This is a genomic window from Sphingopyxis sp. LC363 (genome assembly GCF_000756385.1).
Taxonomy (GTDB): Bacteria; Pseudomonadota; Alphaproteobacteria; order Sphingomonadales; family Sphingomonadaceae; genus Sphingopyxis.
In genome coordinates, this window is the sequence record NZ_JNFC01000003.1 from 22,891 (window position 1) to 44,543 (window position 21,653).

Sequence of the window (21,653 nt, forward strand, 5' to 3'; positions counted from 1 at the left end):
CATCCCGGCGAAAGCCGGGATCTCGCCATTGCGTCAGATTGCCACGATGAGATCCCGGCCTTCGCCGGGATGACGGAAGAAATGAATGGGAATGTCAGGCATCATTCGTTCCCGGCAGCCGGTCCGCCAGCGCGACGGTCGACAGCCGCATCGTTTCCATCACGTTGGCCAACCCCCGCAGTTCCGTCAGCAGCGCGCGGCGCCCGGCGAGCGTGTCCGGCGTCGCCTCATCGGCGAGCCCCATATGGCGCATCAGCGACAGGCCGCCCGCAAAGAGCAACTTGCCGATCGCCGCTTCGCTGCTGATCCGGCGGAGCAGCCAGGCCTGCCGCCCCTCGACCAGCGCGGCGTCGAGCAGCGCCTTTTCGTCAACCGTCTCGCCGGGCTTCGCGCGTGCAAGCTGTTCGGCGACGACCGAATAGGCTTCGGCAAAGGGCAGCAGGATCGCGTGACCGACGACGGGCTGGCAGCGGCGCAGGAGCTGCGCGATGCCGCGGTCGCCGCTTGCAAGCCGCCGGTCCCAGACGGGATCGATGCGCGCCAGTTCGGCTTCGATCGCAGCAAGATGCTCGCCCCGCGGCGGGTAGAAAAATTCGAATTTGAACAGGTCGCGCAGACGATCGATCTTTGCCCAGAAGGCGGCGGTCGCATCGCCCTTGTCGGCGTCGCGCAGTTCGAACAGCGCCAGTTCGATCATCGCGCGATCGAGGAAATGATGCGCGATGATGTTGCGATAATAGCTCGCCATCGGATGCTTGGCGGGATCGATCGAATAGATCGTCTCGCTGCCCGCCTCGTAGCGCGTCAAAAGCCCGCTCGCGACGAGCGTGTCGACCGTCGCCGACAGCGCGGCATCATCGCCGCTTTCGAGCTCCTTGCTGAGCCTTATGCTGCGCGCCCGCGCCCAGTCGGTCACCGCGCCGATCGCGCCAAGCAATTCGGCCGAGGTCGCGCCGCGCGGCGCCATGCCGAGCAGGATCAGGCACATCACCGAGGTGACGGTGAGCGGGGTGACGCGGTTCGCCTCGACCGCGACGGCAAAGGCGATGCGTTCGAGCGCGCGCTTGTCGTCGGGCCCCGGAGCGGTGGCAATGACAACGGGCTCGCCGATGTCGAGGCGGATACGACCCGAGGGTTCCTTGAGGCTTTTCATATAGCCGAGGAACCACGACAGGCTTTCGGGTTTCTTGTTCCGACCGGTCTGCTCGGCGGCATATTCCTCGACGTCGCGGATCAGATCGAAGCTGGTGACGAAGGGCACGAAATGCACACCGCGCGTCCCGGTCGCATGCGCCGCGTCGAGGACATATTTCATCAGGCCATATTTGGGCGGCATCAGCTTGCCGAGCCGCGAGCGCGTGCCCTCGAACGCCCAGCTCAGCGGGAAACGCTTGGCGAGCAGCCAGGCGATATAGTGGCGCAGCACGAGCTTGTAGAGCGGCTGGTCCTGAAAGCTGCGGCGGAGGAAGATCATCCCCGATCGCCGGAAGAATTCGCCCATCACCGCGAAGTCGAGGTTGGCGCCGCCGAAGCTGTGCAGCATCGGCAGGTCATTCTCATAGGCGAGCCGGCTCGGCGTCGCGCCGTCGATATAGGTTTTGTGCGTGAAGAGGATCGCGGTGGGGTGCTCGCGCAAAATTACACGCAATTTCAATAGCTCGGCGGCATCGACCTCCATCTCGGGCGCATAGCCGCCGAACATCATGCGATCGAGACGTGCGCGAAGATCGAGAAAAAGCGCCGACGGCCGCGCTATGACTTCCTTCATCAGCGGCCGCGCCTCGCGGAACAGGTCGGCGACCGGACGCTCCGTCTTCTCCGCCAGCTCGGCGAGCGCGGCGCGAAATTTGGGACTGGTGCGCAGGCCATCGGCGACGAAGCGCGGCACCTTGTAGCGCGTCCCCCGAATCCCGCGTTCGGCGACGTCGAGCGCGAGCGCCGCCTGCCGCGCGACGAAGCCCGCGAATTCGGGGCTGTCCGCCCCCTCGCCGTCACCCCCGCCGGTCTGCGCGCAAAAGCGGTCGCGAAGCGCGTCGAGCGTCGCCGCCTCGCCGACCAATATCTGCGCGCGGCGGCGGTCGCGGAGCAGGATCAGCCGCGCGCGCAGCGGCCCCGGATGGCGCGGGTCGCCGAAGATCAGGTGGCGGAATTTGAGCGCGCGGCCCTTGTCGAAACCCGGGATGCGCCATGCGACGCGCAGCGGCACGACTTGCCGCGACGCCGCGCCGCCGAGCCGCGCCTGCAGCACGTCGACGGGAAGCGCATGGTCGCCATCCTCGATATCGAGGCTCGCCCATGCGGGCTCGTCATCGCCGCTCGTCGCATGAATCCAGTCGAGCAATATACGCCGTTCGACGCCATGCCGCGCGTCGATGATGTAAAGCCGGTCGGCCGCCTGCTCCGCCACGATCGGGTTGCGGGGCGTTCCGTCGGCCACCGCTTAGCCGGTCTTTCCCTTGCGCGCGGCGGTTTTTTTTGCTGGCGCCTTCTTCTTCGCCGCAGGCTTCTTGTCGGCCGCCTTTTTCGGCTTGGCTTTCACTGGCTCCGCCGCCACCGACTCCGCGACGCTCTCCTCCGCCTGGCCCAGCGTGCGCAGGAACATGTTCCGGACGTCGCGGACGTGCGAATTGATCGTCTTGACGCTCCACCCCGACGTATCGACCGGCGGCAGCACGGTGACGCGCACCGTCGCGGGGCGCATCACGAACTCATTCTTCGGCGCGACGTCGGTCGCGTTATGGATGACGATCGGGACGATCGGCACCCCCGCCTGCATCGCGAGGTGGAATGCGCCCTTCTTGAAGGGTTCGAGCTTCGGGGTCAGGCTGCGCGTCCCTTCGGGCGCAATGCAGATCGATTTGCCTTCCTTCTGGATCGCGTCGACGAGCGGCTCCATCGCCCTGATCGCGCTTTTGCCGTCGGCGCGGTCGACGAAGACCGTGCCGCCCCATTCCATCAGCTTGCCGAGGATGGGGATGTCCTTGATCTCTTTCTTCCCCACCCCGCCCATATCGCGGCGGATGAGCTTGGCGAGGATCATCACATCAGCCTTGCTCTGATGGTTGAAGATGAAGACGCAGGGGCGCGACGACCAGAGGTGGCGCTCGTCCTCGACCTCGAGCTCGACGCCCGTGATCGCGGTCGCGAAATCGCCGAACAGCCCCATCGAGAAATTGACCGCCTCGCGCTGCGAACGCGTCAGCGCCCAGATCGGCAGCCCCGCGGCGAAGGCGCCGACGAGCGAACCGGTGGCGTAGATGGTGCGCGTGTAATCGACCCAGCTCGGCGTGCCGCGGCTGGCGAAGCGCTGCACCGGCCAGTTCCGTTCGTCGGCGATGGCTTTCAGTTTCATGTTCGGGTTGAGCGGGCGCGGCTTGCCGACGCGTTCGAGCAGCTCGATATCGTCGTCGCTGTCCGAGTAGAAAAAGCTCTGGTCCAGATCGAGGCCATATTCGGCGGCGAGTTCCTCGGCGGCGAGAACCTTGCCCTCGCCGAAACAGAGCGGGCGGATGATGTCGCCGGTGAAGACGCCATCCTCGATCTCGTAGGACGAGCATTTGATGTCGGTGATGCCAAGGTCGCGCGCGGTCGGTTCGATCTGATAGATCGTCGCCGACGAGATGATCGCGACGCGATGCCCCTTTGCCTGATGCGCTTCGATGATCGCGCGCGTCTCGGGATAGATTTTGCGCGCGATATGCTTCTTGTAGAGTTCCTCGCCGAACTCGACAAAGCTTTGCTCGTCGACGCCCTTCATGAATTTGGCGGCGGCGGTCATCAGCCCCGAAAAGCCGATGCTGCCGAGACTGTGCTGCGCGAGGACGTTCGCGGTCTCGGCGATTTCCTCGACCGACATTTCGCGGCGCTGGAATTTCTCGCGCAGCATCGCAGTCGCCGAATAGCCCGAGATGATCGTCCCGTCGAAATCGAAGAGCGCGGCGACATGCGGTCCGGGTTCGGACGCCAGGACTTCTTCCAAATGCGGCTGCGGCCTCGGCACGCGCATCTCCCCACCAACGGCTTATTGCCGCCTTATCCCTGCACGATGACAGGTAAGATGGGGTTAATCAATGGCCCGAAAGTGCCGATGCCTCGCGCGCCAACGCCTCGATCTTCACCGTGTCGAGCGGCCCCGACGGAACGACCCAGCTGCCGCCGACGCAGAGCACCGGATCCAGCGCGAGCCACTCGGGGGCGGTGGCGGCGCTGATCCCGCCGGTCGGGCAGAAATTGATCCCGCCGAACGGACCCGCGAGCGCCTTCAGCGCCGGGATGCCGCCGCTCGTCGCCGCGGGGAAGAATTTGAAGCTGTCGAGCCCGAGGTCGAGCCCCGCCATGATGTTCGACGCATTGGCGACGCCGGGCAGGAAGGGAATGCCGCTTGCGACCGCCGCCTCGCCCAGGCTGTCGGTGAGGCCGGGCGACACGATGAATTCGGAGCCCGCGTCGATCGCGTCCCTGAGCATCCGCGGGTTGAGCACCGTTCCCGCGCCGACGACCGCGCCCGGGACCTTCTTCATCGCCCGGATCGCGTCGAGCGCGGCGGGGGTGCGCATCGTCACCTCGAGCACCGTGAGCCCGCCCGCGACGAGCGCCTCGGCCATCGGCACCGCATCCTCGACGCGGTCGATGACGATCACCGGGATGACCGGCGCTAGCGCCATGATCTGTTCGATACCGCTGTCGGACATTCTATCTCACTTTCTTCGTCATCCCGGCGAAAGCCGGGATCTCACCCTATCGTTATAACGCACCGTCGAGATCGTGTTTCAGAGTGACGTGCCTCTGAACACCCTTCGCCGGGATGACGGAAATTAAATGACGGCTTCCATCGCCGCGAGCACCGCCGAGCCGCCCTTCTCCGCCTCGTCGGCGTGATGGCGGAACAGCGCGAAGAGTTCGCGGCCGACGCCGACAGCCGGCGGGGGCGCGGCGGCGGGCTGGCGCGCCGCCCATTCGGCTTCGCCCACCAGCGCGACGACTTCGCCCTTCACCGCGCACACGCGGACGATGTCGCCGTCCTGCAAATAGGCGAGCGGGCCGCTGATCCCGCCGGGGCCGGGCAGCGCCTCGGGAGACAGGTGGATCACCGCCGGCACCTTGCCGCTCGCGCCCGACATGCGGCCGTCGGTGAGAAGCGCGACGCGAAAGCCCTTGTCCTGCAAAACCCCGAGCGCCGGGGTCAGCTTGTGCAGTTCGGGCATGCCGTTGGCGCGCGGTCCCTGGAAGCGGACGACGACGACGACGTCGCGTTCGAGCTCGCCCGCCTTGAATGCGGTGAGCACCTGATTCTGGTCGTCGAAGATCCGGCACGGCGCCTCGATCGTCCAGCGATCCTCGGCAACCGCGCTCGTCTTGATGATCGCGCGGCCGAGATTGCCCGCCAGCAGCCGCATCCCGCCGTCGGGCGAGAAGGGCGCCGCGACAGGGCGCAGCATCGTATCGTCGCGGCTCGTTTCGGGCGCCGCCTGCCAGTGGAGCTCGTCGTTCACGAGCACGGGTTCGGCGGCATAGTCGGCCATCGTCCCGCCGACGGTAAGCACATCGCCGTGAAGCAGCCCGGCGCCGAGCAATTCCTTCACGACATAGCCGATCCCGCCCGCGGCGTGGAAATTGTTCACGTCGCCGGCGCCGTTCGGATAGACGCGCGCGAGCAGCGGCACCGCATGGCTGAGCTCGTCGAAGTCCTGCCAGTCGATGACGATCCCCGCCGCGCGCGCGATGGCGGGCAGATGGATCGCATGGTTGGTCGAGCCGCCGGTGGCGAGCAGGCCGATCGCGGCGTTGACGATCGCCTTTTCGTCGATACAGCGCGAGAGCGGGCGATAATCACTGCCGTCCCAGCCGATCCCGGCGATCCGGTGAGTCGCGGCGCGCGTCAGTTCCTGCCGCAGCTTGGTGCCGGGGTTGGTGAAGGCGCTGCCGGGGATGTGCAGCCCCATCAGCTCCATCATCATCTGGTTCGAGTTCGCGGTGCCGTAGAAGGTGCAGGTGCCCGCGCCATGATAGGAGGCGGCCTCGGCCTCGAGCAGTTCGTCGCGGCTTGCCTTGCCCTCGGCATAGAGCTGGCGGACGCGCTGCTTTTCCTTGTTTGCGAGGCCCGATGGCATCGGCCCCGCGGGGACGAGGATCTGCGGCAGATGGCCGAAGCGCAGCGCGCCGATCAGCAGCCCGGGGACGATCTTGTCGCAGATGCCGAGCAGCAGCGCGCCTTCGAACATCGCGTGGCTGAGCGCAATCACCGTGCCCTGCGCGATATTGTCGCGGCTGAACAGCGACAGGTCCATGCCCGCCTGCCCCTGCGTCACGCCGTCGCACATCGCGGGAACGCCGCCCGCGACCTGCGCGGTAACGCCCACTTCGCGCGCGAATAATTTAATCTGCTCGGGGTAGCGGCCATAGGGCTGATGCGCCGAGAGCATGTCGTTGTAGCTGGTGACGATGCCGATGTTCATCGCCGTGCCGGTGCGAATGGCGGGCTTGTCCTCGCCCGACGCCGCGAAGCCGTGCGCGAGGTTACCGCACGACAGGTTGCCGCGGTTGGTGCCGGCGTCGCGCTGGCGCTCCATCAGGTCGAGATAGGCGGCGCGGCGCGGCGCGCTGCGGGCGATGATGCGGTCGGTGACCGCGGCGATGGTCGGGTGGAGATCAGTCATAAGAAAATCCAATCCCCTCTCCCCTTGAGGGAGAGGGTTGCGCAGACTTGGCAGCTTGCTGCCTAGTCGAAGCTGGGTGAGGGGTCCGGACGTGGCGTGCGAAAGCGGCGGTGGAACCCCTCATCCAACTACGCCTAGTCGCTGAGCGCCGAGGCTTCGTATCCTTCTCCCCCAAGGGGAGAAGCTTTGGGGCGGCCTCAATCATGCCAACTCGCTCCGTCGCGTTCGATCAGCGCGATCGCGCTCGACGGGCCCCAGCTGCCCGCGGTGTAATTCTGCGGCGCCATGTCTACGGCAGCCCAGGCGTCGCGGATCGAATCGATCCACTGCCACTGCGCCTCGACCTCGTCGCGCCGTACGAACAAAGTCTGGTCGCCCTCGATGAAATCGAGCAGCAGCCGCTCGTAGGCGATGCGGCGCCGCTCGCCGGCGAAGCTGTGCGAGAGCGAGACGTCCATCGTCACTTCTTTCAGCTTCACGCCCTCGCGGTCGAGCCCCGGCTGCTTCGCCATTACCTTGACCCGGATATTCTCTTCGGGCTGGAGGTTGATGATCATGCTGTTCGCATTCAATTTGCCCGCGCCGACGCGCGCGAAAATATTGTGCGGCACCGGCTTGAACTGGATCAGCACCTCCGACTTGCGCTGCGGCATCCGTTTGCCGGTGCGCAGGTAAAAGGGCACGCCCTTCCAGCGCCAATTGTCGATGAACGCCTTGATGGCGACGAAGGTTTCGGTGTTCGACGGATTGCCGAGCTCGTCGGCATAGCCCGCGACCGCGCCGCCGCCCACCGCGCCGCTTGTATACTGCCCCTTCACGCTATGCGTCTTCACATCGTCGGCGGTCATCTTGCGCAGGCTGCGAAGCAGCTTGACCTTCTCGTCGCGCACCGCGGTCGACGAGACGCTCGCGGGCGGCTCCATCGCGATGATCGCGAGCAGCTGGAGCATATGGTTCTGCACCATGTCCTTGAGCGCGCCGACGCCGTCATAATAGGAAACGCGGCCTTCGAGCCCGACGGTCTCGGCGACGGTGATCTGGACATGGTCGATCGCCTGCGCGTTCCACAGCGGCTCGAAGAGCATGTTGGCGAAGCGCAGCGCGAGGAGGTTCTGGACCGTTTCCTTGCCGAGATAATGGTCGATGCGGAAGACGCGGTCCTCGGCGAAGGCGTCGCCGACCTCGGCATTCACCGCGCGCGACGAGGCGAGATCGTGACCGATCGGCTTTTCCATCGCGATGCGGCAGTCGGCGCAAGCGATGTTCGCGCTTTTAAGCCCCTGCGCGATCGGGCCGAACATCGATGGCGGGGTCGAAAGATAGGCGCCGATCGGGCGGCCGAGGCGATCGCCGAGCTGCGCCGCGAGTTCGTCATAGCCGGTGCCCGCGCCCGCATCGACCGCACAATAATCGATGCGGCCCAGGAAGCCGGCGATCTGCCCATCATCGAGCCGGTCGTCGGCCAGATGGTCGGCGAGCGCCTCGCGTACCATCGCATGGCAGCCGTCGCGATCCATTTTCGACCGCCCCGACGCGACGATCGTCAGCGCATCTTCGAGCAGCCCGTCGACATGAAGATTGTAGAGCGAGGGGAAGAGCATGCGCTGCGCAAGATCGCCCGTTGCGCCGAACAGGATCAGGGTTTCGACTTTCACGCTCACTATAGTCCCCTTGGATGGTCTTTCAGAATTGGAGGATGCACCCCGCGAATGCAACGCGCATACGTAAGCCGCATACGATGTCGGGAGCTTGGCAAATCGGGTAACGCTGCCATAGGGAAAAATGATGCCCGACAGCGCCCCCCCTTATGATGTCATCGTCGTCGGCGGCGGCGTCAACGGCGCGGGCGTCGCGCGCGATGCCGCCGGCCGCGGCGCGCGGGTCTTGCTGATCGAGGCGGGCGACCTTGCGCAGGGCACATCGTCGAAATCGACCAAGCTCATCCATGGCGGGCTGCGCTATCTCGAACATTATGAATTCGCCCTGGTGCGCGAGGCGCTGAAGGAGCGCGAGCGATTGTGGGGGATCGCGCCGCATATCATCCATCCGATGCGCTTTGTCCTGCCCTATCGCGACGGGCTGCGCCCGCGCTGGCTGCTCAGGCTCGGACTGTTTCTCTACGACCATATCGGCGGCCGCGAGAAACTGCCCGCGACGCGCTCCATCGATCTCCGCCGCCATGCCGCGGGCGGACCGCTCCAGCCGCAATATGTTCGCGGGTTCGAATATTCGGACGGCTGGGTCGACGATGCCCGGCTCGTGGCGCTCAACGCGCGTGACGCCGCCGACCATGGCGCGCGGATACGCACGCGCACGCGCGCCGAAATGCTGCGCTGCGAGAACGGGCTGTGGATCGTCGATGCGGTGGGCGATCAGGGGCAGCATTATCGCTTCACCGGCCGCAGCGTCGTCAACGCAGCGGGGCCCGCGGTGCTCGACGTGCTGCGGCGCGCCGATGCCGAACCCGATCACCGGATGCGCCTCGTCCGCGGCTCGCACGTCGTCGTGCGGCGGCTGTTCGAGCATGACTATGCCTATTTCTTCCAGCTCCCCGACGGGCGCATCTTTTTCGCCATTCCCTATGAGCGCGATTTCACCCTGATCGGGACGACCGACCAGGACCATGACGGTCCGGCGAGCGAAGCGGAGGCGAGCGACGAAGAGATCGCCTATCTCTGCGAAGGCGCGAGCCTCTATTTCCGCACGCCCGTCACCCCCGCCGATGTCGTCTGGACCTATTCGGGCGTCCGCCCACTGATCGAGGACGGATCGGGGCGCCCCGAAGCCGCGACGCGCGGATATCGCATCGACCTCGACATGGATGAAGGGGCGCCCCTCCTCACCATCTATGGCGGCAAGATCACCAGCTATCGCCATGTCGCCGAAGAGGCGGTCGACCGGCTGGCCGGCCATGTTTCCGCGCTTTCGGGAAAGCGCTGGACGGCGAAAGCCCCGCTGCCCGGCGGCGATTTCCCCGCCGATGGCGCCGCCTTGCTGAAGGCCGAATATAAACTCGCTTACCCATTTCTTCCCGCCGCGACGGTCGACCGCATCGTCAAGGCCTATGGTACCGATGCGCGCGAATGGCTGGCGGGGGCGACGGGCTGGGACGATCTCGGCGGCGAGATTGCGCATGGGCTGAGCGTCGCCGAAGTCCGCTGGATGGTTCGGCACGAATGGGCACGTACAACCGACGACATTCTCTGGAGGCGGAGCAAGCTGGGGCTGCATTTCACGCCCGGCGAGGTCGCACGCCTTGCCGAACAGGCCGAGCGGCTCGTCGTCGAAGCCCGGGTCGCCGACCCCGCTCATTTCGACGAACGCTCGACGGTTTGATCGCTCTCATTCGACCAGCGCGAGCGCATCGGCACCTGCCGGAAAATGGGGACGGCCGTTCCGGTCGTGCACCGCCTGCCACACCGCCTCGGCAACATCGGCCTCGGTCGTGAACAGCGACGGTTCGGTCATGCCGGCCAGGATCGGCTGCGCATAGGACCAATAGGGTTCGGGCAGCACGTCTTCGAGCCGGCTCTCGGTGTTCTGCGTGAAAGCGGTGGTCGGGCCATAGCCGGGCTCGACGAGTTTCACCGCGATGCCGAGCGGCGCCAGTTCGTGCGCAAGGCTGCGCGTGAAGCCCTGAATCGCGGTCTTGCTGCCCGTATAGGCGGCAGCGAGCGGAAAGGGCGCGAGCGTCGCCGACGAGGTGATGTTGACGATGACGCCCGAACCGCGTGCCCGCATCCGCGGGATCGCCGCCTGCGTCATCGCAATCGTGCCGAGCGTATTGGTTTCGAAAATATCGCGGATCTTCTGAAACGGCGAATGTTCGAGCGCGCCGAACAGGCCGATGCCGGCATTGTTGACGAGCACGTCGATCGGGCCGGCCAGTTCGAGCGCAAGCGCGATGCTGTCGGGATCGGTGACGTCGAGCGCGACGACGCGAAGGCGCTCCGACGCCGGGAAGAGATCGCGGCGCGGCTTGCGCATGGTGGCGACCACATTCCAGCCGAGCGCGTGGAAATGGCGCGCGGTTTCGAGGCCATAGCCCGACGAACAGCCGGTGATGAGGATGGTCTGCATGGGTCTTCCCTTCGTGGTTGGTGAAAGGAACCTAGACGGCCATTTGCGGACGATCTATAATCTGAAATCCGTATTTCATGTGAGATAGTCCATATGGCTGATCCCCTGTCCGATCTTATCGCGCTGCTGCGCCCGCGCACGGTGTTTGCGAAAGCGATCAGCGGCGCCGGACGCTGGGCGGTGCGCTATGGCGATTTCGGACATCCGGGGTTCTGCACGGTGACCGAGGGACGCTGCCGCCTGTCGGTCGATGGCGCCGATCCGGTGACGATCGAGGCGGGCGATTTCGTGTTCCTGCCCGCGACGCCCGGCTTCACCATGGGAGGGTTCGAGCCCGCCGAGCCGGTCGAGATCGATCCGCACGCGGCGACGGACCTGACCGGCGAAGTGCGCCACGGCCGGCAGGAGGGCGCGCCCGATGTGACGATGCTCGGCGGCTATTTCGTCTTTGAATCGCCCGACGCCGCGCTGCTGGTGTCGCAGCTTCCCGCGCTCATTCATCTCCGCGGTGCCGAGCGGCTGGCGACGCTGGTACGGCTGGTGCGCGAGGAGGCGGGCGAAGAGCGGCCGGGATGCGACCTGATCCTGTCGCGGCTGGTCGAGGTGCTGATCGTCGAGGCGCTGCGATCGGTCGAGGGCGACGATGCGCCGCCGGGGCTGCTGCGCGGCCTTGGCGATCCGCGGCTGGCGGCGGCGATCCGGCAGATCCACGGCGCGCCCGCGCGGCCGTGGACGGTCGCGGCGCTCGCGAAGGAAGCCGCGCTGTCGCGCTCGGCTTTCTTCGAGCGCTTTGCACGCACCGTCGGCGTGCCGCCGATGGAATATCTGCAGGGCTGGCGGATGAGCATCGCCAAGGATTTGCTGCGCCGCCGCGCGGGCAAGCTCGACGAGATTGCCGCGCGCGTCGGCTATGGCTCGGCGAGCGCGTTCAGCACGGCCTTTACCCGCCATGTCGGATTGCCGCCGAAGCGCTTTGCGATAGCGAACGGGGCGACTGAGAACCATCAACCGTTCGCCCTGAGCTTGTCGAAGGGCCGTCCTCTCTTTCAGCCTTAGCGGAGAAGAACGGCCCTTCGACAAGCTCAGGGCGAGCGGAAATAAAGGACGTAATCCGGGTCTAACCGCGATGCCCTAATCCGCGCCGAACTGCTCGGCGAGCTTGGCGCGGCGGACCTTCCATGTTTCGGCAAGCACGGGCACGTCACGGAGTGCGCGGAGATCGGCGACGCGATCCTTCGCCTCGCCACCGATCAGCAGGCCGAAGAGCGAGGCGAGCGGCCATTCGGGATACGGCCGGTCGACCAGCTCCAAATCGTCGCCCGCGCGAACGGTGCCGGGTTCGAGCACACGGTAATACCAGCCCGAGCGTCGCGTCTTCACTACCCCCGCCATCACGCCCTTGGTTTCGAAACGATGGTCGAGCTTCCAGCACGGCTGGCGCGCCTGCGTGACTTCGACCAGCGCGGTGCCGAGGCGGAAGCGGTCGCCGAGGAAGACGCTGTTTTCGTCGAGGCCGATGGTCGAGATATTCTCGCCGAACGCGCCCGCCGCATCGAGCAGCGGCGCGGTACCGAGCTGACCGCGCCACCAGTCATAATGGTCGGCGGGATAATGGTGGATCGCCTTGTCGATGCCGCCATGGACGCTGCGGTCGGCCTGTTCATCGCCGACGAGCCCCATCGCGTCGACCGCAACCGCATCGGCAACCGGCAGCTTGCCGATCGCGCTCGGCTCGTCGCCGCGAAAGGGGCGCGCCTTGCCCGTCAGGACGGCGAGAATCGGGATCTTCATGTCGCCGATTGCATAGGCCAAGCGGCGGGAATGGCAATCGTCAGGCTTGCGCGAGCGAGGCGGCGGGCCGCGCCCGCGTCGCGAACACGATCGCCAAACCGCCAAGCGCCATCGCCGCTCCCGCGAACGATACCGCCGGATAGCCGAGCCCGAGGCCGATTACCCCGCCCCCGACCGCGGCGCCGACGGCGTTGCCGAGGTTGAAGGCGCCGATATTGACCGCCGAGGCCAGATTGGGGGCGTCGGACGCCGCCTCCATCACGCGCATCTGGAGCGGCGGGACGATGGCGAAGGTCGCGACACCCCAGACGAAGATGGTGACCGCCGCCGCAAGTGGCTGGAACATCGCGCCCGCGAAGATGACGAGCGTCGCGGCGAGCCCGGCGAGCGAGACGATCAGGGTGCGGTCGATCGACTTGTCGGCAAAGACACCGCCGAGCCAGTTTCCGGCGGTGAGGCCGAGCCCGTAAATCACCAGCATCGCGGTCACGAACAGTGTCCCTGCATGCGTCGCTTCGGTCAGGATCGGCGCGATGTAAGTGAAGACCGTGAACATCGCCGACGAACCGATCGCGGTCAAAGCGAGCGCGATCAGCACCTCGCGGCGCTTCAGCACGCCGAGTTCGGCGAGCATATTGCCGCCCGTATCGCGGCCGATGTCGGGAAGCGCAAAGCGCAGCGCCGCCATCGTGATCAGGCCCCAGACGGCGATCGCGCCAAAGGCGGTGCGCCAGCCGAACGTCTCGCCGACCCAGGGCGCGAGCGGCACCCCGATGACATTGGCGAGCGTCAGCCCCATGAACATCGCCGCGACCGCGCTCGCACGCTTTTCAGGCGCGACAAGACTCGCCGCGACTACCGAACCGACGCCGAAAAAGGCGCCGTGGTTGAGCGAGGTGATGACGCGCGCGACCATCAGCGTCGTGTAATCGCCCGCGACGGCGGAAAGGAAATTGCCGAGCGTGAAGATCGCCATCAGCCCGATCAGCAGGGTGCGGCGGTTCATCCGCGCGGTGGTGAGCGTCATCAGCGGCGCGCCGAGCATCACGCCGAGCGCATAGGCCGAAACGAGCAGCCCGGCGGCCGGGATCGAAACCCCCAGCCCTTCGGCCATGTCGGGGAGCAGCCCCATCGGGGCAAATTCGGTGATGCCGATACCGAAGGCACCGGTCGCGAGCGCAAGGAGGGGAAAGTTGATTTTCATGTCGGTTGTTCCGATCAGACGAGCGGCGGATTGAGGCGCGCGAAGCCCGCCTGTTGCCGGTAGGGTGTGTGCGGATAGGGCGGCAGGACATCGCTTGCGGCGTCGAGCGCCGCCACTTGGTCTGCGGTCAGTTCCCAGCCGACCGCGCCGAGATTCTGGCGAAGCTGTTCCTCGTTGCGTGCGCCGATGATCACCGACGACACGGTCGGGCGCCGGAGCAGCCAGTTGATCGCGACCTGCGGCACCGTCTTGCCGGTTTCGGCAGCGACGGCCTCCAGCGCATCGATCACGCGGTAGAGCAGATCTTCGCTCACCGGCGGCGCGAACTGTTCGGTGTCGTGGAGGCGGCTGCCCGCAGGGAGCGGACGCCCGCGCCCGATCTTGCCAGTGAGGCGTCCCCAGCCGAGCGGGCTCCAGACGAGCGCACCGATACCCTGATCGGCGGCGAGCGGCATCAGGTCGGCTTCATAGGCACGCCCGATCAGCGAATAATAGACCTGATGCGCGACGAAGCGAGGGGTGCCGAACCGGTCGGCGGCGGCCTGTGCCTTCATGAGTTGCCAGCCGGGATAGTTGGAGACGCCGGCGTAGCGCAGCTTGCCCGCCGCGATCAGCGTCGCGAGCGTATCCATCAATTCTTCGACCGGGGTCGAGGCGTCGAAGGCGTGGAGCTGGAGCAGGTCGATATGATCGGTGCCGAGCCGGCGGAGCGCATCCTCGACCGCGCGGATCAGCCGGCTGCGCGACGCACCCCAGTCCTGCGGCCCGTCGCCCATCGGTAGCCCGGTCTTGGTCGAGATCAGCACTGCATCGCGGCGCCCCTTGATCGCTTCGCCCAAAATCTCCTCCGACGCGCCATTCGAATAGACGTCGGCGGTGTCGAACAGCGTGACCCCGGCATCGAGGCTGATGTCGATCAGACGCCGCGCCTCGGCCGCATCGCTGGTGCCCCACGCGCTGAACAGCGGCCCCTGCCCGCCGAAGGTCCCGGTTCCGAAGCTCAAGGCCGGAACGCGCAGCCCCGACGATCCCAATTGGCGATATTCCATGATCTTGCCCTTTCGATTGCGTGTCGAACGCATAGATGGACGCACGTGCATGGCCGGAGTAGCGTCGCGCAAAGCGAAGGATTTTTGAAATGAACGCAAAGATGGACGGAAGCGGCGACCGCGCGCGATCGATGGAAGTTTTTGCCGCGACGGTGGCCGAGGGCAGTTTTTCGGGGGCCGGGCGCTGTCTTGGCCTGACGCCGTCGGCGGTCAGCCGCACGATCGACCGGATCGAGGCGCGGCTGGGCGTCCGCCTGTTGCTCCGCTCGACGCGCTCGCTGACGCTGACCCCCGAGGGCGAGGCCTATCTGCGCGCGGCGCGGCGCATCCTTGCCGACCTCGGCGATGCCGAACAGGCGATCGCCAATCAGGGCGCGCCGCGCGGGCGGCTGCGCGTCAGCGCGGCGCAGGCGCACGGGCGGCTGACGATCGTGCCGCTGATCGGCGAGTTCGTGAAACTCTATCCGCACATCCTCGTCGACATCAGCCTTGCCGACCGGCTGGTCGATATCGCGGCGGGACAGGCCGACGTCGCGATCCGCTTCGGCCCGCTCGCCGACAGCCCACTGACCGCGCGCAAGCTCGGCGAAAGCCGCCGCGTCATCGTCGCCTCCCCCGCCTATCTGGCGGCGCACGGTACGCCGCGCGTGCCCGAGGACCTGCACGACCATAATTGCCTGAATTTCAACTTCCGCCGCGCTGAGCCGGTGTGGCCGTTCCGCGACGGCGACCGGGAATATGCGCTGTCGGTGCAGGGCAATATCGAGGCGAATAATGGCGAGACGTTGGGGCAATTGGCGGCGGCGGGGGTCGGCATCGCGCGCGTCGGGGCGTTCAGCATCGCCGACCAGATCGATTCCGGAGCCTTGGTGCCGATACTTGAGGATTATAATCCGGGCGATATCGAGGCGATCCATGCGGTGTTCGCAGGCGGCGCGAACACGCCGGCGCGGGTGCGGGTGTTCGTCGACTTCCTTGTCGAGCGGCTGGGGCGTGGGGGGTGATTGGGGTTGGCAGGGAACGGCCGGAAGTTGCCATCAGGCCATTATTGAGATTCGCGCAGAATTAAGATTCTGCGCAGAGAGCGCAGAGATTTTCATGCCGATTCTCTGCGTCTCTGCGCAAAAAAATTGGGGGGACGGGTTGCGACCGGTTGCGGCCATTTGCTCCTCCCTGTCGCGTAGCGATGGGGACGTGGCAGCGCGAAGCGCTGACGGAGGGGGCTATGGCGCAACGTCGTCGCCCCTCCACCAACCACTCCGCGGTCGGTCCCCCTCCCCACGGCTTCGCCGCAGGGAGGATATTAATGACAGCTCCCCGCCCCGAAGCCGCCCGGTCGGGACAAGCCGATACCGATGGGCTATCGTGCATCCATGACCAACGATACAATCGACCTCCCCGTCCGCCGTCTCGGCCTTGCCGAACCCGGCGACGCCGAGCTGACGCGCAGTATTGCAACTGAGGCGCCGGTGTCGGTCGAGGTCGGCGGCATCGCCTATGCGGTGATGATGGCGACTCCCGCCGATCTGGAGGATTATGCGGTCGGCTTTGCGCTGGGCGAGGGGCTGATCGAGACGCCGAGCCAGATCGGTCGCGTCGATGTGCATGCGATCGAGGGCGGCCGGGCGCTGCGCATCTGGTTGCCGCCCGAGCGCAATGCCATCGCGCTAGACCGCGCGCGCAAGCGGGTGAGCGAGAGCAGTTGCGGGCTCTGCGGGATCGAGAATATCGAGGAGGTGCTGCGCCCCTTGCCTGCGGTCGCGGCGCGGATCAGGACCGACCGCCGCGCCATCGCGGCGGCGCTCGCGGCGCTCGGCGAACATCAGCCGCTCGGGCGCGCGACGGGTGCGGTGCATGCCGCGGCTTTCTGTTCGCCCGACGGCACGATCCGGCTCGTGCGCGAGGACGTCGGGCGGCACAATGCGCTCGACAAGCTGGTCGGCGCGCTGGCGCGCGCGGGCATCAATCCGGGGGCGGGCTTTTTCCTGCTGTCGGCGCGCTGCAGTTACGAGCTCGTCGAAAAGACGGTGCGCGCGGGGTGTCCGATGCTCGTGACCATCTCGGCGCCGACGAGCCTGGCGGCGGAGCGCGCGGCGGCGGCGGGGCTGACGCTCGTCGCGCTGGCGCGGCCGGATTCGGCGCTGGTGATCGGCGATCCGCACGGGATGATCGCATGAGAACGCTCGGCGCAGTGCTCGCGGGCGGGCGGTCGAGCCGCTTCGGGTCGGACAAGGCGTGCGCGATGCTGGCTGGGCGGACGCTGCTCGATCATGCGTCGGGGGCGCTTGCGCCGCACTGCGACGCGCTCGTCATCGTCGGCCGCGACGGCGGGATCGCCGACTGGCCACGCCCTGGCATGGGGCCGCTCGGCGCCTTTGCGGGCGCGCTCGGCCATGCGGCGGCCGGCGGGTTCGACCAGTTGCTGACCGTATCGGTCGACTGCGTGCGCCTGCCCCCCGATCTGCGCGCGCTGCTCGAACCCGCGCCCGCCTTTCTGGACAGCCAGCCGGTGATCGGACTGTGGCCGGTTTCGGCGCTGGAGACGCTGCGGGCAATGCTCGAGAGCGAAAGCGACCTGGCGGTGCGTGCCTTTGCCCGGCGGATCGGCGCGCGCGCGGTGACGTGCGATTTCGTGCCGCCCAATATCAACAGCCCCGCCGATCTGGACCGGCTGGCGGGTGAGAAGGGCTAAAGTAGGAGCGGGTTAGACTGAAATACCGCTTCCCTTGTCTCGTCATCCCGGCGAAGGCCGGGATCTCATCGTTGCGATATGACTCACCGGCGAGATCCCGGCCTTCGCCGGGATGACGATCAAGTCAAAAATGATCATGCTCTAGCGCGCCGCGACGACGCGCACGGGAACCGATTTTGCCGCCGGACAACCGCTGACCTTGTCGTAAAAGCCCAGCGGCATCAGCGGGTTGAGTTCGGGGTAATAGCCCGCGACCGACCCGCGCGACATCGGATAGTCGATGATCGTGAGCCCGTCGACGCGGCGCGCGATGCCATCGGTTCCGATCGTTTCGAGCGCAACCTTCGCGCCTGCCTCGAGTCCCCGATCTGCGATGTCGTCGGCGTTCATGAAGAGGATCATGCGGTCGTTATACACGCCGCGATAGCGGTCGTTGTAGCTGTAGATCGTCGTGTTGAACTGGTCGTGCGAACGCACCGTCGCGAGCCGCAACATGGCGGGATCGGCGACCGGCGCGTTGACGTCGAGCCCCGGCAGGACGAGAAAATTCGCCTTGCCGTCCCGCGTCACCCAGACGCGGCGGCGCGGCGGAATGTCGAGGTGAAACCCCATCGGCGCCTTGATGCGTTCCGAAAATCCTTCGTAGAGCGCGGGATAGACCTCGGCGATCTTGTCGCGGATCAGGCCGTAATCGTCGATATAACTGGCCCAATCGACCTTGCTCTCCGGCAATGTCGCCATCGCCATCCGGCAGACGATCTCGGTCTCGGGCAACAGATGCTCGCTCGCGGGGTCGAGCACGCCGCGCGAGGCGGTGACGTTCGACATCGAATCCTCGATCGTCACGAACTGCTCGCCCTTCGCGGTCTCGATGCGTTCGGAGCGCGCGACGACGGGCAAGATCAACGCATCCCTGCCGTGGACGAGGTGCCCACGGTTGAGCTTGGTCGCGATGCCGACGGTGAGGTCGAGCCCCCGCATCGCGGCATATGAGCGGTCGGTGTCGGGCACCGCGCGGACGAAATTGCCGCCGAGGCCGATGAAGACCTTTGCGGTGCCTGCCAGCATCGCCTCGACCGACTCGACCGCGTGGTGACCGTGCCCGCGCGGCGGCTCGAAACCGAAGACGTCGCGCACCCGGTCGAGATAGGCCTGAGCCGGTTTCTCGTCGATCCCGACGGTGCGGTCGCCCTGCACGTTCGAATGGCCGCGGATCGGCGAAATGCCCGCGCCGGGCTTACCGAAATTGCCCTTGAGCAAGAGCAGGTTGGCGATCTGCTGGACGAGCTCGGACCCCCGCTGATGCTGGGTCACGCCCATGCCGTAGCAGATGAGCGTCGCGTTCGAGGCGATATAGATTTCGGCGCAGCGGCGGATCTGTGCCTCGCCGATCCCCGCCGCGGCGACGAGGTCGGGCCAGCGCTGCGCCTCGATATCGGCCTTGAGTGCGTCGAAACCCGACGTATGTTCGGCGATGAAGGCGTGATCGAGCACCGGCTCGCCCGCCGCTTCGCGCTCGAACAGCACTTTCATCATGCCCTTGAGCAACGCGAGGTCGCCGCCGACCTTGATATGGACGAATTCGCTGCTGATCTCGGTCGAGCCGAAGGTCGCCATCTGGACGATGTCCTGCGGCTCGGTGAATTTGATCAGCGCGCGTTCGGGCATCGGGTTGACCGCGACGATCGGCACCCCGCGTTTTCGCGCCTCGACGAGCGGGGTCATCATGCGCGGCGCGTTGGTCCCGGCGTTATGCCCGATCAGGAAGATCGCCTCGGCATGTTCGAAGTCGCCCAGGATCACCGTGCCCTTGCCGACGCCGATCGACGGCGGCAGCCCGCGGCTCGTCGGTTCGTGGCACATGTTCGAACAGTCGGGAAAATTGTTCGTGCCATATTCGCGCACGAAGATCGAATAGAGAAAAGCGGTCTCGTTCGCGGTGCGGCCCGAGGTGTAGAATTCGGCCTGATCGGGGCTTTCGAGCGCGCGGAGATGGCCGCCGATGAGCGCGAAAGCGTCCTCCCAGCTTACGGGTACATAACGATCGGTCGCCGCGTCGTAACGCATCGGTTCGGTCAGCCGGCCCTGCATCTCGAGCCAATAATCCGACTGTTCCATCAACTCGGTGACGCTGTGCTGCGCGAAAAATTCGCGTGTCACACGGAATTTCGTCGCCTCGTGCGCGAGCGCCTTCGCACCATTTTCGCAGAATTCGAGCTTCTTGGTACAGCTCGCATCGGGGAAGGCGCAGCTCGGGCATTTGAACCCGCCGGGCTGGTTCATCGAGAGCAGCGCGCGCGACCCCTTGGTGACGACGCTCTGTTCGAGCAGAACCTTCGCGGTCGCCGCCGCGGCGCCCCAGCCGCCGGCGGGGCTGTCATAGGTTTTGTACCGGGGTTTCTGCTCGGCCATTGCGCGCCGATTAAAGCATAGCGGCGGGTGCTAATCCATGAGTCTTTGGTTCGGGAGGGGGCTCGTGTTGGTGAACCATTGCTCGCCGGCGCCGCGGCGGCGCTGCATGACCTCCTCCTGAAATTCGAACATGCCCGGCAGCATATCGCGCCCAGCTACCGGACGAGCGCCGAACCGCATGAAATTCTCCGCCTTGCCATAGGCGGGCCATGCCGGCGCACCGTCCGCCGAAGGGGCGCCGTGCGCGGCGAAGGCCGCCCAATAGCCGACCATCTGCCGCGCCAGCGCGCGATCCTCTTCGCCGGCCGGCATCGGCCAATTGGAGAGGCCGCCGAACGGACGTCCTGCAACGCCGAAAACGAAGGGCAACTCGCCGGCGTGAAAAGCGCAGAGAGACCGCGCACGCGCCGCGGCGTAGCAATGATCGAAAAGATAGAGATAGGCGGGCTGACCGGCGCGTGCCTGCTGCCGCACGAGCCGCTCGGTCGCCCAGCCATAGACGGCGTCGCGCGTCGCGGCGAGCAGACTCTCTTCGCGGTCCGACGCGGGATAGAGCCGCAGGAAAGCGGGCGCGAGATCGCCGAAGCGCCGCGCGATTTCGGCCTCGTAGGTCGCGGCATCGGCGGGAACCGGAGGGACCAGCGCACGCTGGCTGCGCACCTCGCCGCTGTTGAAGCCCGCGAGCACGGGCACTTTCGCTTGCTCCCCGCGGTCGAAAATATCGACGAGTTGACCGGGCACGACGGCGCCGTCGATCACCGGCTGCGCGACGAAGCGCGCACGCAGCCCGGCGGCGACAAGCGCCTTTGGATCGGCGCGGCGGAGCGCCGCGAGGTCGGTCACGCCCAGGCTGGCGACAAGCGCGGTTCCGGTCGCCTCGGCGGACGGCATGCCAAAGGCCGCATCGCGGAGATGCGGTACGGCGCGCATGTTCGTGCTCTGGACGATCGCTTTCGCGAACAACCCCTTCGCGCGCGGGCTGGCGAGCAGATAGGTGGCGCTGAGCGCGCCCGCGGACTCGCCCATCACGGTGACATTCGCCGGATCGCCGCCGAACGCGCCGATATTGCGCCGCACCCATTGCAGCGCCGCGATCTGGTCGAGCAGGCCGTAATTGCCCGATACGCCTTCGGGCGATTCGGCGCTGAGCGCGGAATGCGCGAGCCAGCCGAGGACGCCGAGCCGGTAATTGATCGACACGAAGACAATGCCGCGCCTCGCAAATTCGCCGCCGTCGTACATCGGGCTGGCGCTCGATCCGAATTGCAGCGCGCCGCCGTGGATCCAGACGATCACCGGCGCGCCGTCGGTGCTTTCGGGCGCCCAGACATTGAGCGTCAGGCAATCCTCGCGCATCGGACGCGGCGGCTCGAAATAGACGCTCGCGGCGGGATAGGAGGGCTGGACGCAGTCGGGACCGAAGGCCGGCGCTTCGCGAACACCCTCCCATTTTTCCGGAGGCGCGGGCGGGCGCCAGCGGCGTTCGCCGACCGGCGGCGCGGCATAGGGGATGCCGCGAAAGACGCGCAGCCCGTCCTCGCGGACGCCCGCGACGCGGCCCTCGGCGACCGTCACGGCCGGCGCTTCGGCGGCGAAGGCTGTGCTGCCCCCAACGGCCGCGAGCAGGAAAAGGGTCACGGCGACGTGGCGGCGCAATGCCGCAATATCCTTCATCAACATGGCTCTCCCGTCGGCGATGCTTGCCATCGTCCTGCGCCCGACTTACGCTCACACGCGAGTGAATATCAAGCACGGACAGCGCGCGATCG

The 21,653-nt window shown here is 66.6% G+C and carries 16 protein-coding genes; 5 read left to right on the plus strand and 11 right to left on the minus strand.

Features of this window, described 5'->3' with window-relative positions:
* Positions 1 to 94 precede the first annotated feature (94 nt).
* The 5 genes from FG95_RS02015 to zwf all read right to left on the minus strand — a co-directional run bounded on the left by FG95_RS02015 (position 95) and on the right by zwf (position 8,257).
* Positions 95 to 2,437 (minus strand): glycerol-3-phosphate 1-O-acyltransferase, encoded by a 2,343-nt coding sequence (locus FG95_RS02015; RefSeq protein ID WP_037553596.1) that lies wholly within the window; start codon positions 2,435 to 2,437, stop codon positions 95 to 97.
* Between the two features lie 3 nt (positions 2,438 to 2,440).
* Complete coding sequence (locus tag FG95_RS02020; RefSeq protein WP_037553598.1) at positions 2,441 to 4,006, minus strand: HAD-IB family hydrolase; 1,566 nt, start codon at positions 4,004 to 4,006, stop codon at positions 2,441 to 2,443.
* Positions 4,007 to 4,067: 61 nt separating this feature from the next.
* Positions 4,068 to 4,691 (minus strand): bifunctional 4-hydroxy-2-oxoglutarate aldolase/2-dehydro-3-deoxy-phosphogluconate aldolase, encoded by a 624-nt coding sequence (gene eda, locus FG95_RS02025; protein ID WP_037553600.1) that lies wholly within the window; start codon positions 4,689 to 4,691, stop codon positions 4,068 to 4,070.
* Positions 4,692 to 4,814: 123 nt separating this feature from the next.
* Positions 4,815 to 6,656, minus strand: coding sequence for a phosphogluconate dehydratase (gene edd, locus FG95_RS02030; protein WP_037553602.1), 1,842 nt, complete (start codon positions 6,654 to 6,656; stop codon positions 4,815 to 4,817).
* 197 nt (positions 6,657 to 6,853) lie between these two features.
* Positions 6,854 to 8,257, minus strand: coding sequence for a glucose-6-phosphate dehydrogenase (gene zwf / locus FG95_RS02035; RefSeq protein ID WP_052182008.1), 1,404 nt, complete (start codon positions 8,255 to 8,257; stop codon positions 6,854 to 6,856).
* A gap of 184 nt (positions 8,258 to 8,441) precedes the next feature.
* Here zwf and glpD point away from each other — a divergent pair, with 184 nt between their 5' ends.
* Entirely contained in the window at positions 8,442 to 9,992 is a 1,551-nt protein-coding gene (gene glpD, locus FG95_RS02040; protein ID WP_052182009.1) for a glycerol-3-phosphate dehydrogenase, read from the plus strand.
* A 6-nt stretch (positions 9,993 to 9,998) separates the two neighbouring features.
* Here glpD and FG95_RS02045 read toward each other — a convergent pair whose 3' ends face one another.
* Positions 9,999 to 10,736: an SDR family oxidoreductase gene (locus tag FG95_RS02045; RefSeq protein WP_037553605.1), complete on the minus strand. Its 738-nt coding sequence runs from the start codon at positions 10,734 to 10,736 to the stop codon at positions 9,999 to 10,001.
* A 93-nt stretch (positions 10,737 to 10,829) separates the two neighbouring features.
* Between FG95_RS02045 and FG95_RS02050 the strand changes: the two genes are divergently transcribed.
* Entirely contained in the window at positions 10,830 to 11,792 is a 963-nt protein-coding gene (locus FG95_RS02050) for an AraC family transcriptional regulator (RefSeq protein WP_081932966.1), read from the plus strand.
* A 75-nt stretch (positions 11,793 to 11,867) separates the two neighbouring features.
* Here the strand turns inward: FG95_RS02050 and FG95_RS02055 are convergent, their stop codons facing one another.
* The 3 genes from FG95_RS02055 to FG95_RS02065 are packed head-to-tail and all read right to left on the minus strand — an operon-like array spanning position 11,868 to position 14,780.
* Positions 11,868 to 12,527, minus strand: a complete 660-nt coding sequence (locus FG95_RS02055; RefSeq protein ID WP_037553686.1) for an MOSC domain-containing protein — start codon at positions 12,525 to 12,527, stop codon at positions 11,868 to 11,870.
* A gap of 40 nt (positions 12,528 to 12,567) precedes the next feature.
* Positions 12,568 to 13,731 carry an MFS transporter gene (locus FG95_RS02060; RefSeq protein WP_037553606.1) on the minus strand — a complete coding sequence of 388 codons (1,164 nt, stop codon included), beginning with the start codon at positions 13,729 to 13,731 and terminating at the stop codon, positions 12,568 to 12,570.
* A 14-nt stretch (positions 13,732 to 13,745) separates the two neighbouring features.
* Positions 13,746 to 14,780, minus strand: a complete 1,035-nt coding sequence (locus FG95_RS02065) for an aldo/keto reductase (protein ID WP_037553688.1) — start codon at positions 14,778 to 14,780, stop codon at positions 13,746 to 13,748.
* Between the two features lie 89 nt (positions 14,781 to 14,869).
* Here FG95_RS02065 and FG95_RS02070 point away from each other — a divergent pair, with 89 nt between their 5' ends.
* The 3 genes from FG95_RS02070 to FG95_RS02080 all read left to right on the plus strand — a co-directional run bounded on the left by FG95_RS02070 (position 14,870) and on the right by FG95_RS02080 (position 17,472).
* A complete protein-coding gene (locus FG95_RS02070; RefSeq protein WP_037553607.1) occupies positions 14,870 to 15,784 on the plus strand; it encodes a LysR family transcriptional regulator in 915 nt (304 codons plus the stop codon).
* Positions 15,785 to 16,153: 369 nt separating this feature from the next.
* Positions 16,154 to 16,957 carry a formate dehydrogenase accessory sulfurtransferase FdhD gene (gene fdhD, locus FG95_RS02075; RefSeq protein WP_037553608.1) on the plus strand — a complete coding sequence of 268 codons (804 nt, stop codon included), beginning with the start codon at positions 16,154 to 16,156 and terminating at the stop codon, positions 16,955 to 16,957.
* On the plus strand, positions 16,954 to 17,472 hold the full coding sequence (locus FG95_RS02080) for a molybdenum cofactor guanylyltransferase (protein ID WP_037553609.1): 519 nt from the start codon (positions 16,954 to 16,956) through the stop codon (positions 17,470 to 17,472). Before fdhD ends, FG95_RS02080 begins: the two co-directional genes overlap by 4 nt.
* A gap of 141 nt (positions 17,473 to 17,613) precedes the next feature.
* Here FG95_RS02080 and FG95_RS02085 read toward each other — a convergent pair whose 3' ends face one another.
* Together FG95_RS02085 and FG95_RS02090 are read right to left on the minus strand one after the other, a co-directional pair.
* Positions 17,614 to 19,884 carry an FdhF/YdeP family oxidoreductase gene (locus FG95_RS02085; RefSeq protein WP_037553610.1) on the minus strand — a complete coding sequence of 757 codons (2,271 nt, stop codon included), beginning with the start codon at positions 19,882 to 19,884 and terminating at the stop codon, positions 17,614 to 17,616.
* A 30-nt stretch (positions 19,885 to 19,914) separates the two neighbouring features.
* On the minus strand, positions 19,915 to 21,591 hold the full coding sequence (locus tag FG95_RS02090; RefSeq protein ID WP_235211425.1) for a carboxylesterase/lipase family protein: 1,677 nt from the start codon (positions 21,589 to 21,591) through the stop codon (positions 19,915 to 19,917).
* Between the last annotated feature and the right edge of the window lie 62 nt (positions 21,592 to 21,653).

Bases quoted from the DNA above. Each gene is read 5' to 3' on its own strand.
- FG95_RS02085 (WP_037553610.1), bottom strand. From the start codon at position 19,884: ATGGCCGAGCAGAAACCCCGGTACAAAACCTATGACAGCCCCGCCGGC.
- zwf (WP_052182008.1), bottom strand. From the start codon at position 8,257: ATGCTCTTCCCCTCGCTCTACAATCTTCATGTCGACGGGCTGCTCGAA.
- FG95_RS02065 (WP_037553688.1), bottom strand. From the start codon at position 14,780: ATGGAATATCGCCAATTGGGATCGTCGGGGCTGCGCGTTCCGGCCTTG.
- glpD (WP_052182009.1), top strand. From the start codon at position 8,442: ATGCCCGACAGCGCCCCCCCTTATGATGTCATCGTCGTCGGCGGCGGC.
- FG95_RS02090 (WP_235211425.1), bottom strand. From the start codon at position 21,591: ATGGCAAGCATCGCCGACGGGAGAGCCATGTTGATGAAGGATATTGCG.
- FG95_RS02020 (WP_037553598.1), bottom strand. From the start codon at position 4,006: ATGCGCGTGCCGAGGCCGCAGCCGCATTTGGAAGAAGTCCTGGCGTCC.
- fdhD (WP_037553608.1), top strand. From the start codon at position 16,154: ATGACCAACGATACAATCGACCTCCCCGTCCGCCGTCTCGGCCTTGCC.
- FG95_RS02050 (WP_081932966.1), top strand. From the start codon at position 10,830: ATGGCTGATCCCCTGTCCGATCTTATCGCGCTGCTGCGCCCGCGCACG.
- edd (WP_037553602.1), bottom strand. From the start codon at position 6,656: ATGACTGATCTCCACCCGACCATCGCCGCGGTCACCGACCGCATCATC.
- eda (WP_037553600.1), bottom strand. From the start codon at position 4,691: ATGTCCGACAGCGGTATCGAACAGATCATGGCGCTAGCGCCGGTCATC.
- FG95_RS02080 (WP_037553609.1), top strand. From the start codon at position 16,954: ATGAGAACGCTCGGCGCAGTGCTCGCGGGCGGGCGGTCGAGCCGCTTC.
- FG95_RS02055 (WP_037553686.1), bottom strand. From the start codon at position 12,527: ATGAAGATCCCGATTCTCGCCGTCCTGACGGGCAAGGCGCGCCCCTTT.
- FG95_RS02045 (WP_037553605.1), bottom strand. From the start codon at position 10,736: ATGCAGACCATCCTCATCACCGGCTGTTCGTCGGGCTATGGCCTCGAA.
- FG95_RS02070 (WP_037553607.1), top strand. From the start codon at position 14,870: ATGAACGCAAAGATGGACGGAAGCGGCGACCGCGCGCGATCGATGGAA.
- FG95_RS02060 (WP_037553606.1), bottom strand. From the start codon at position 13,731: ATGAAAATCAACTTTCCCCTCCTTGCGCTCGCGACCGGTGCCTTCGGT.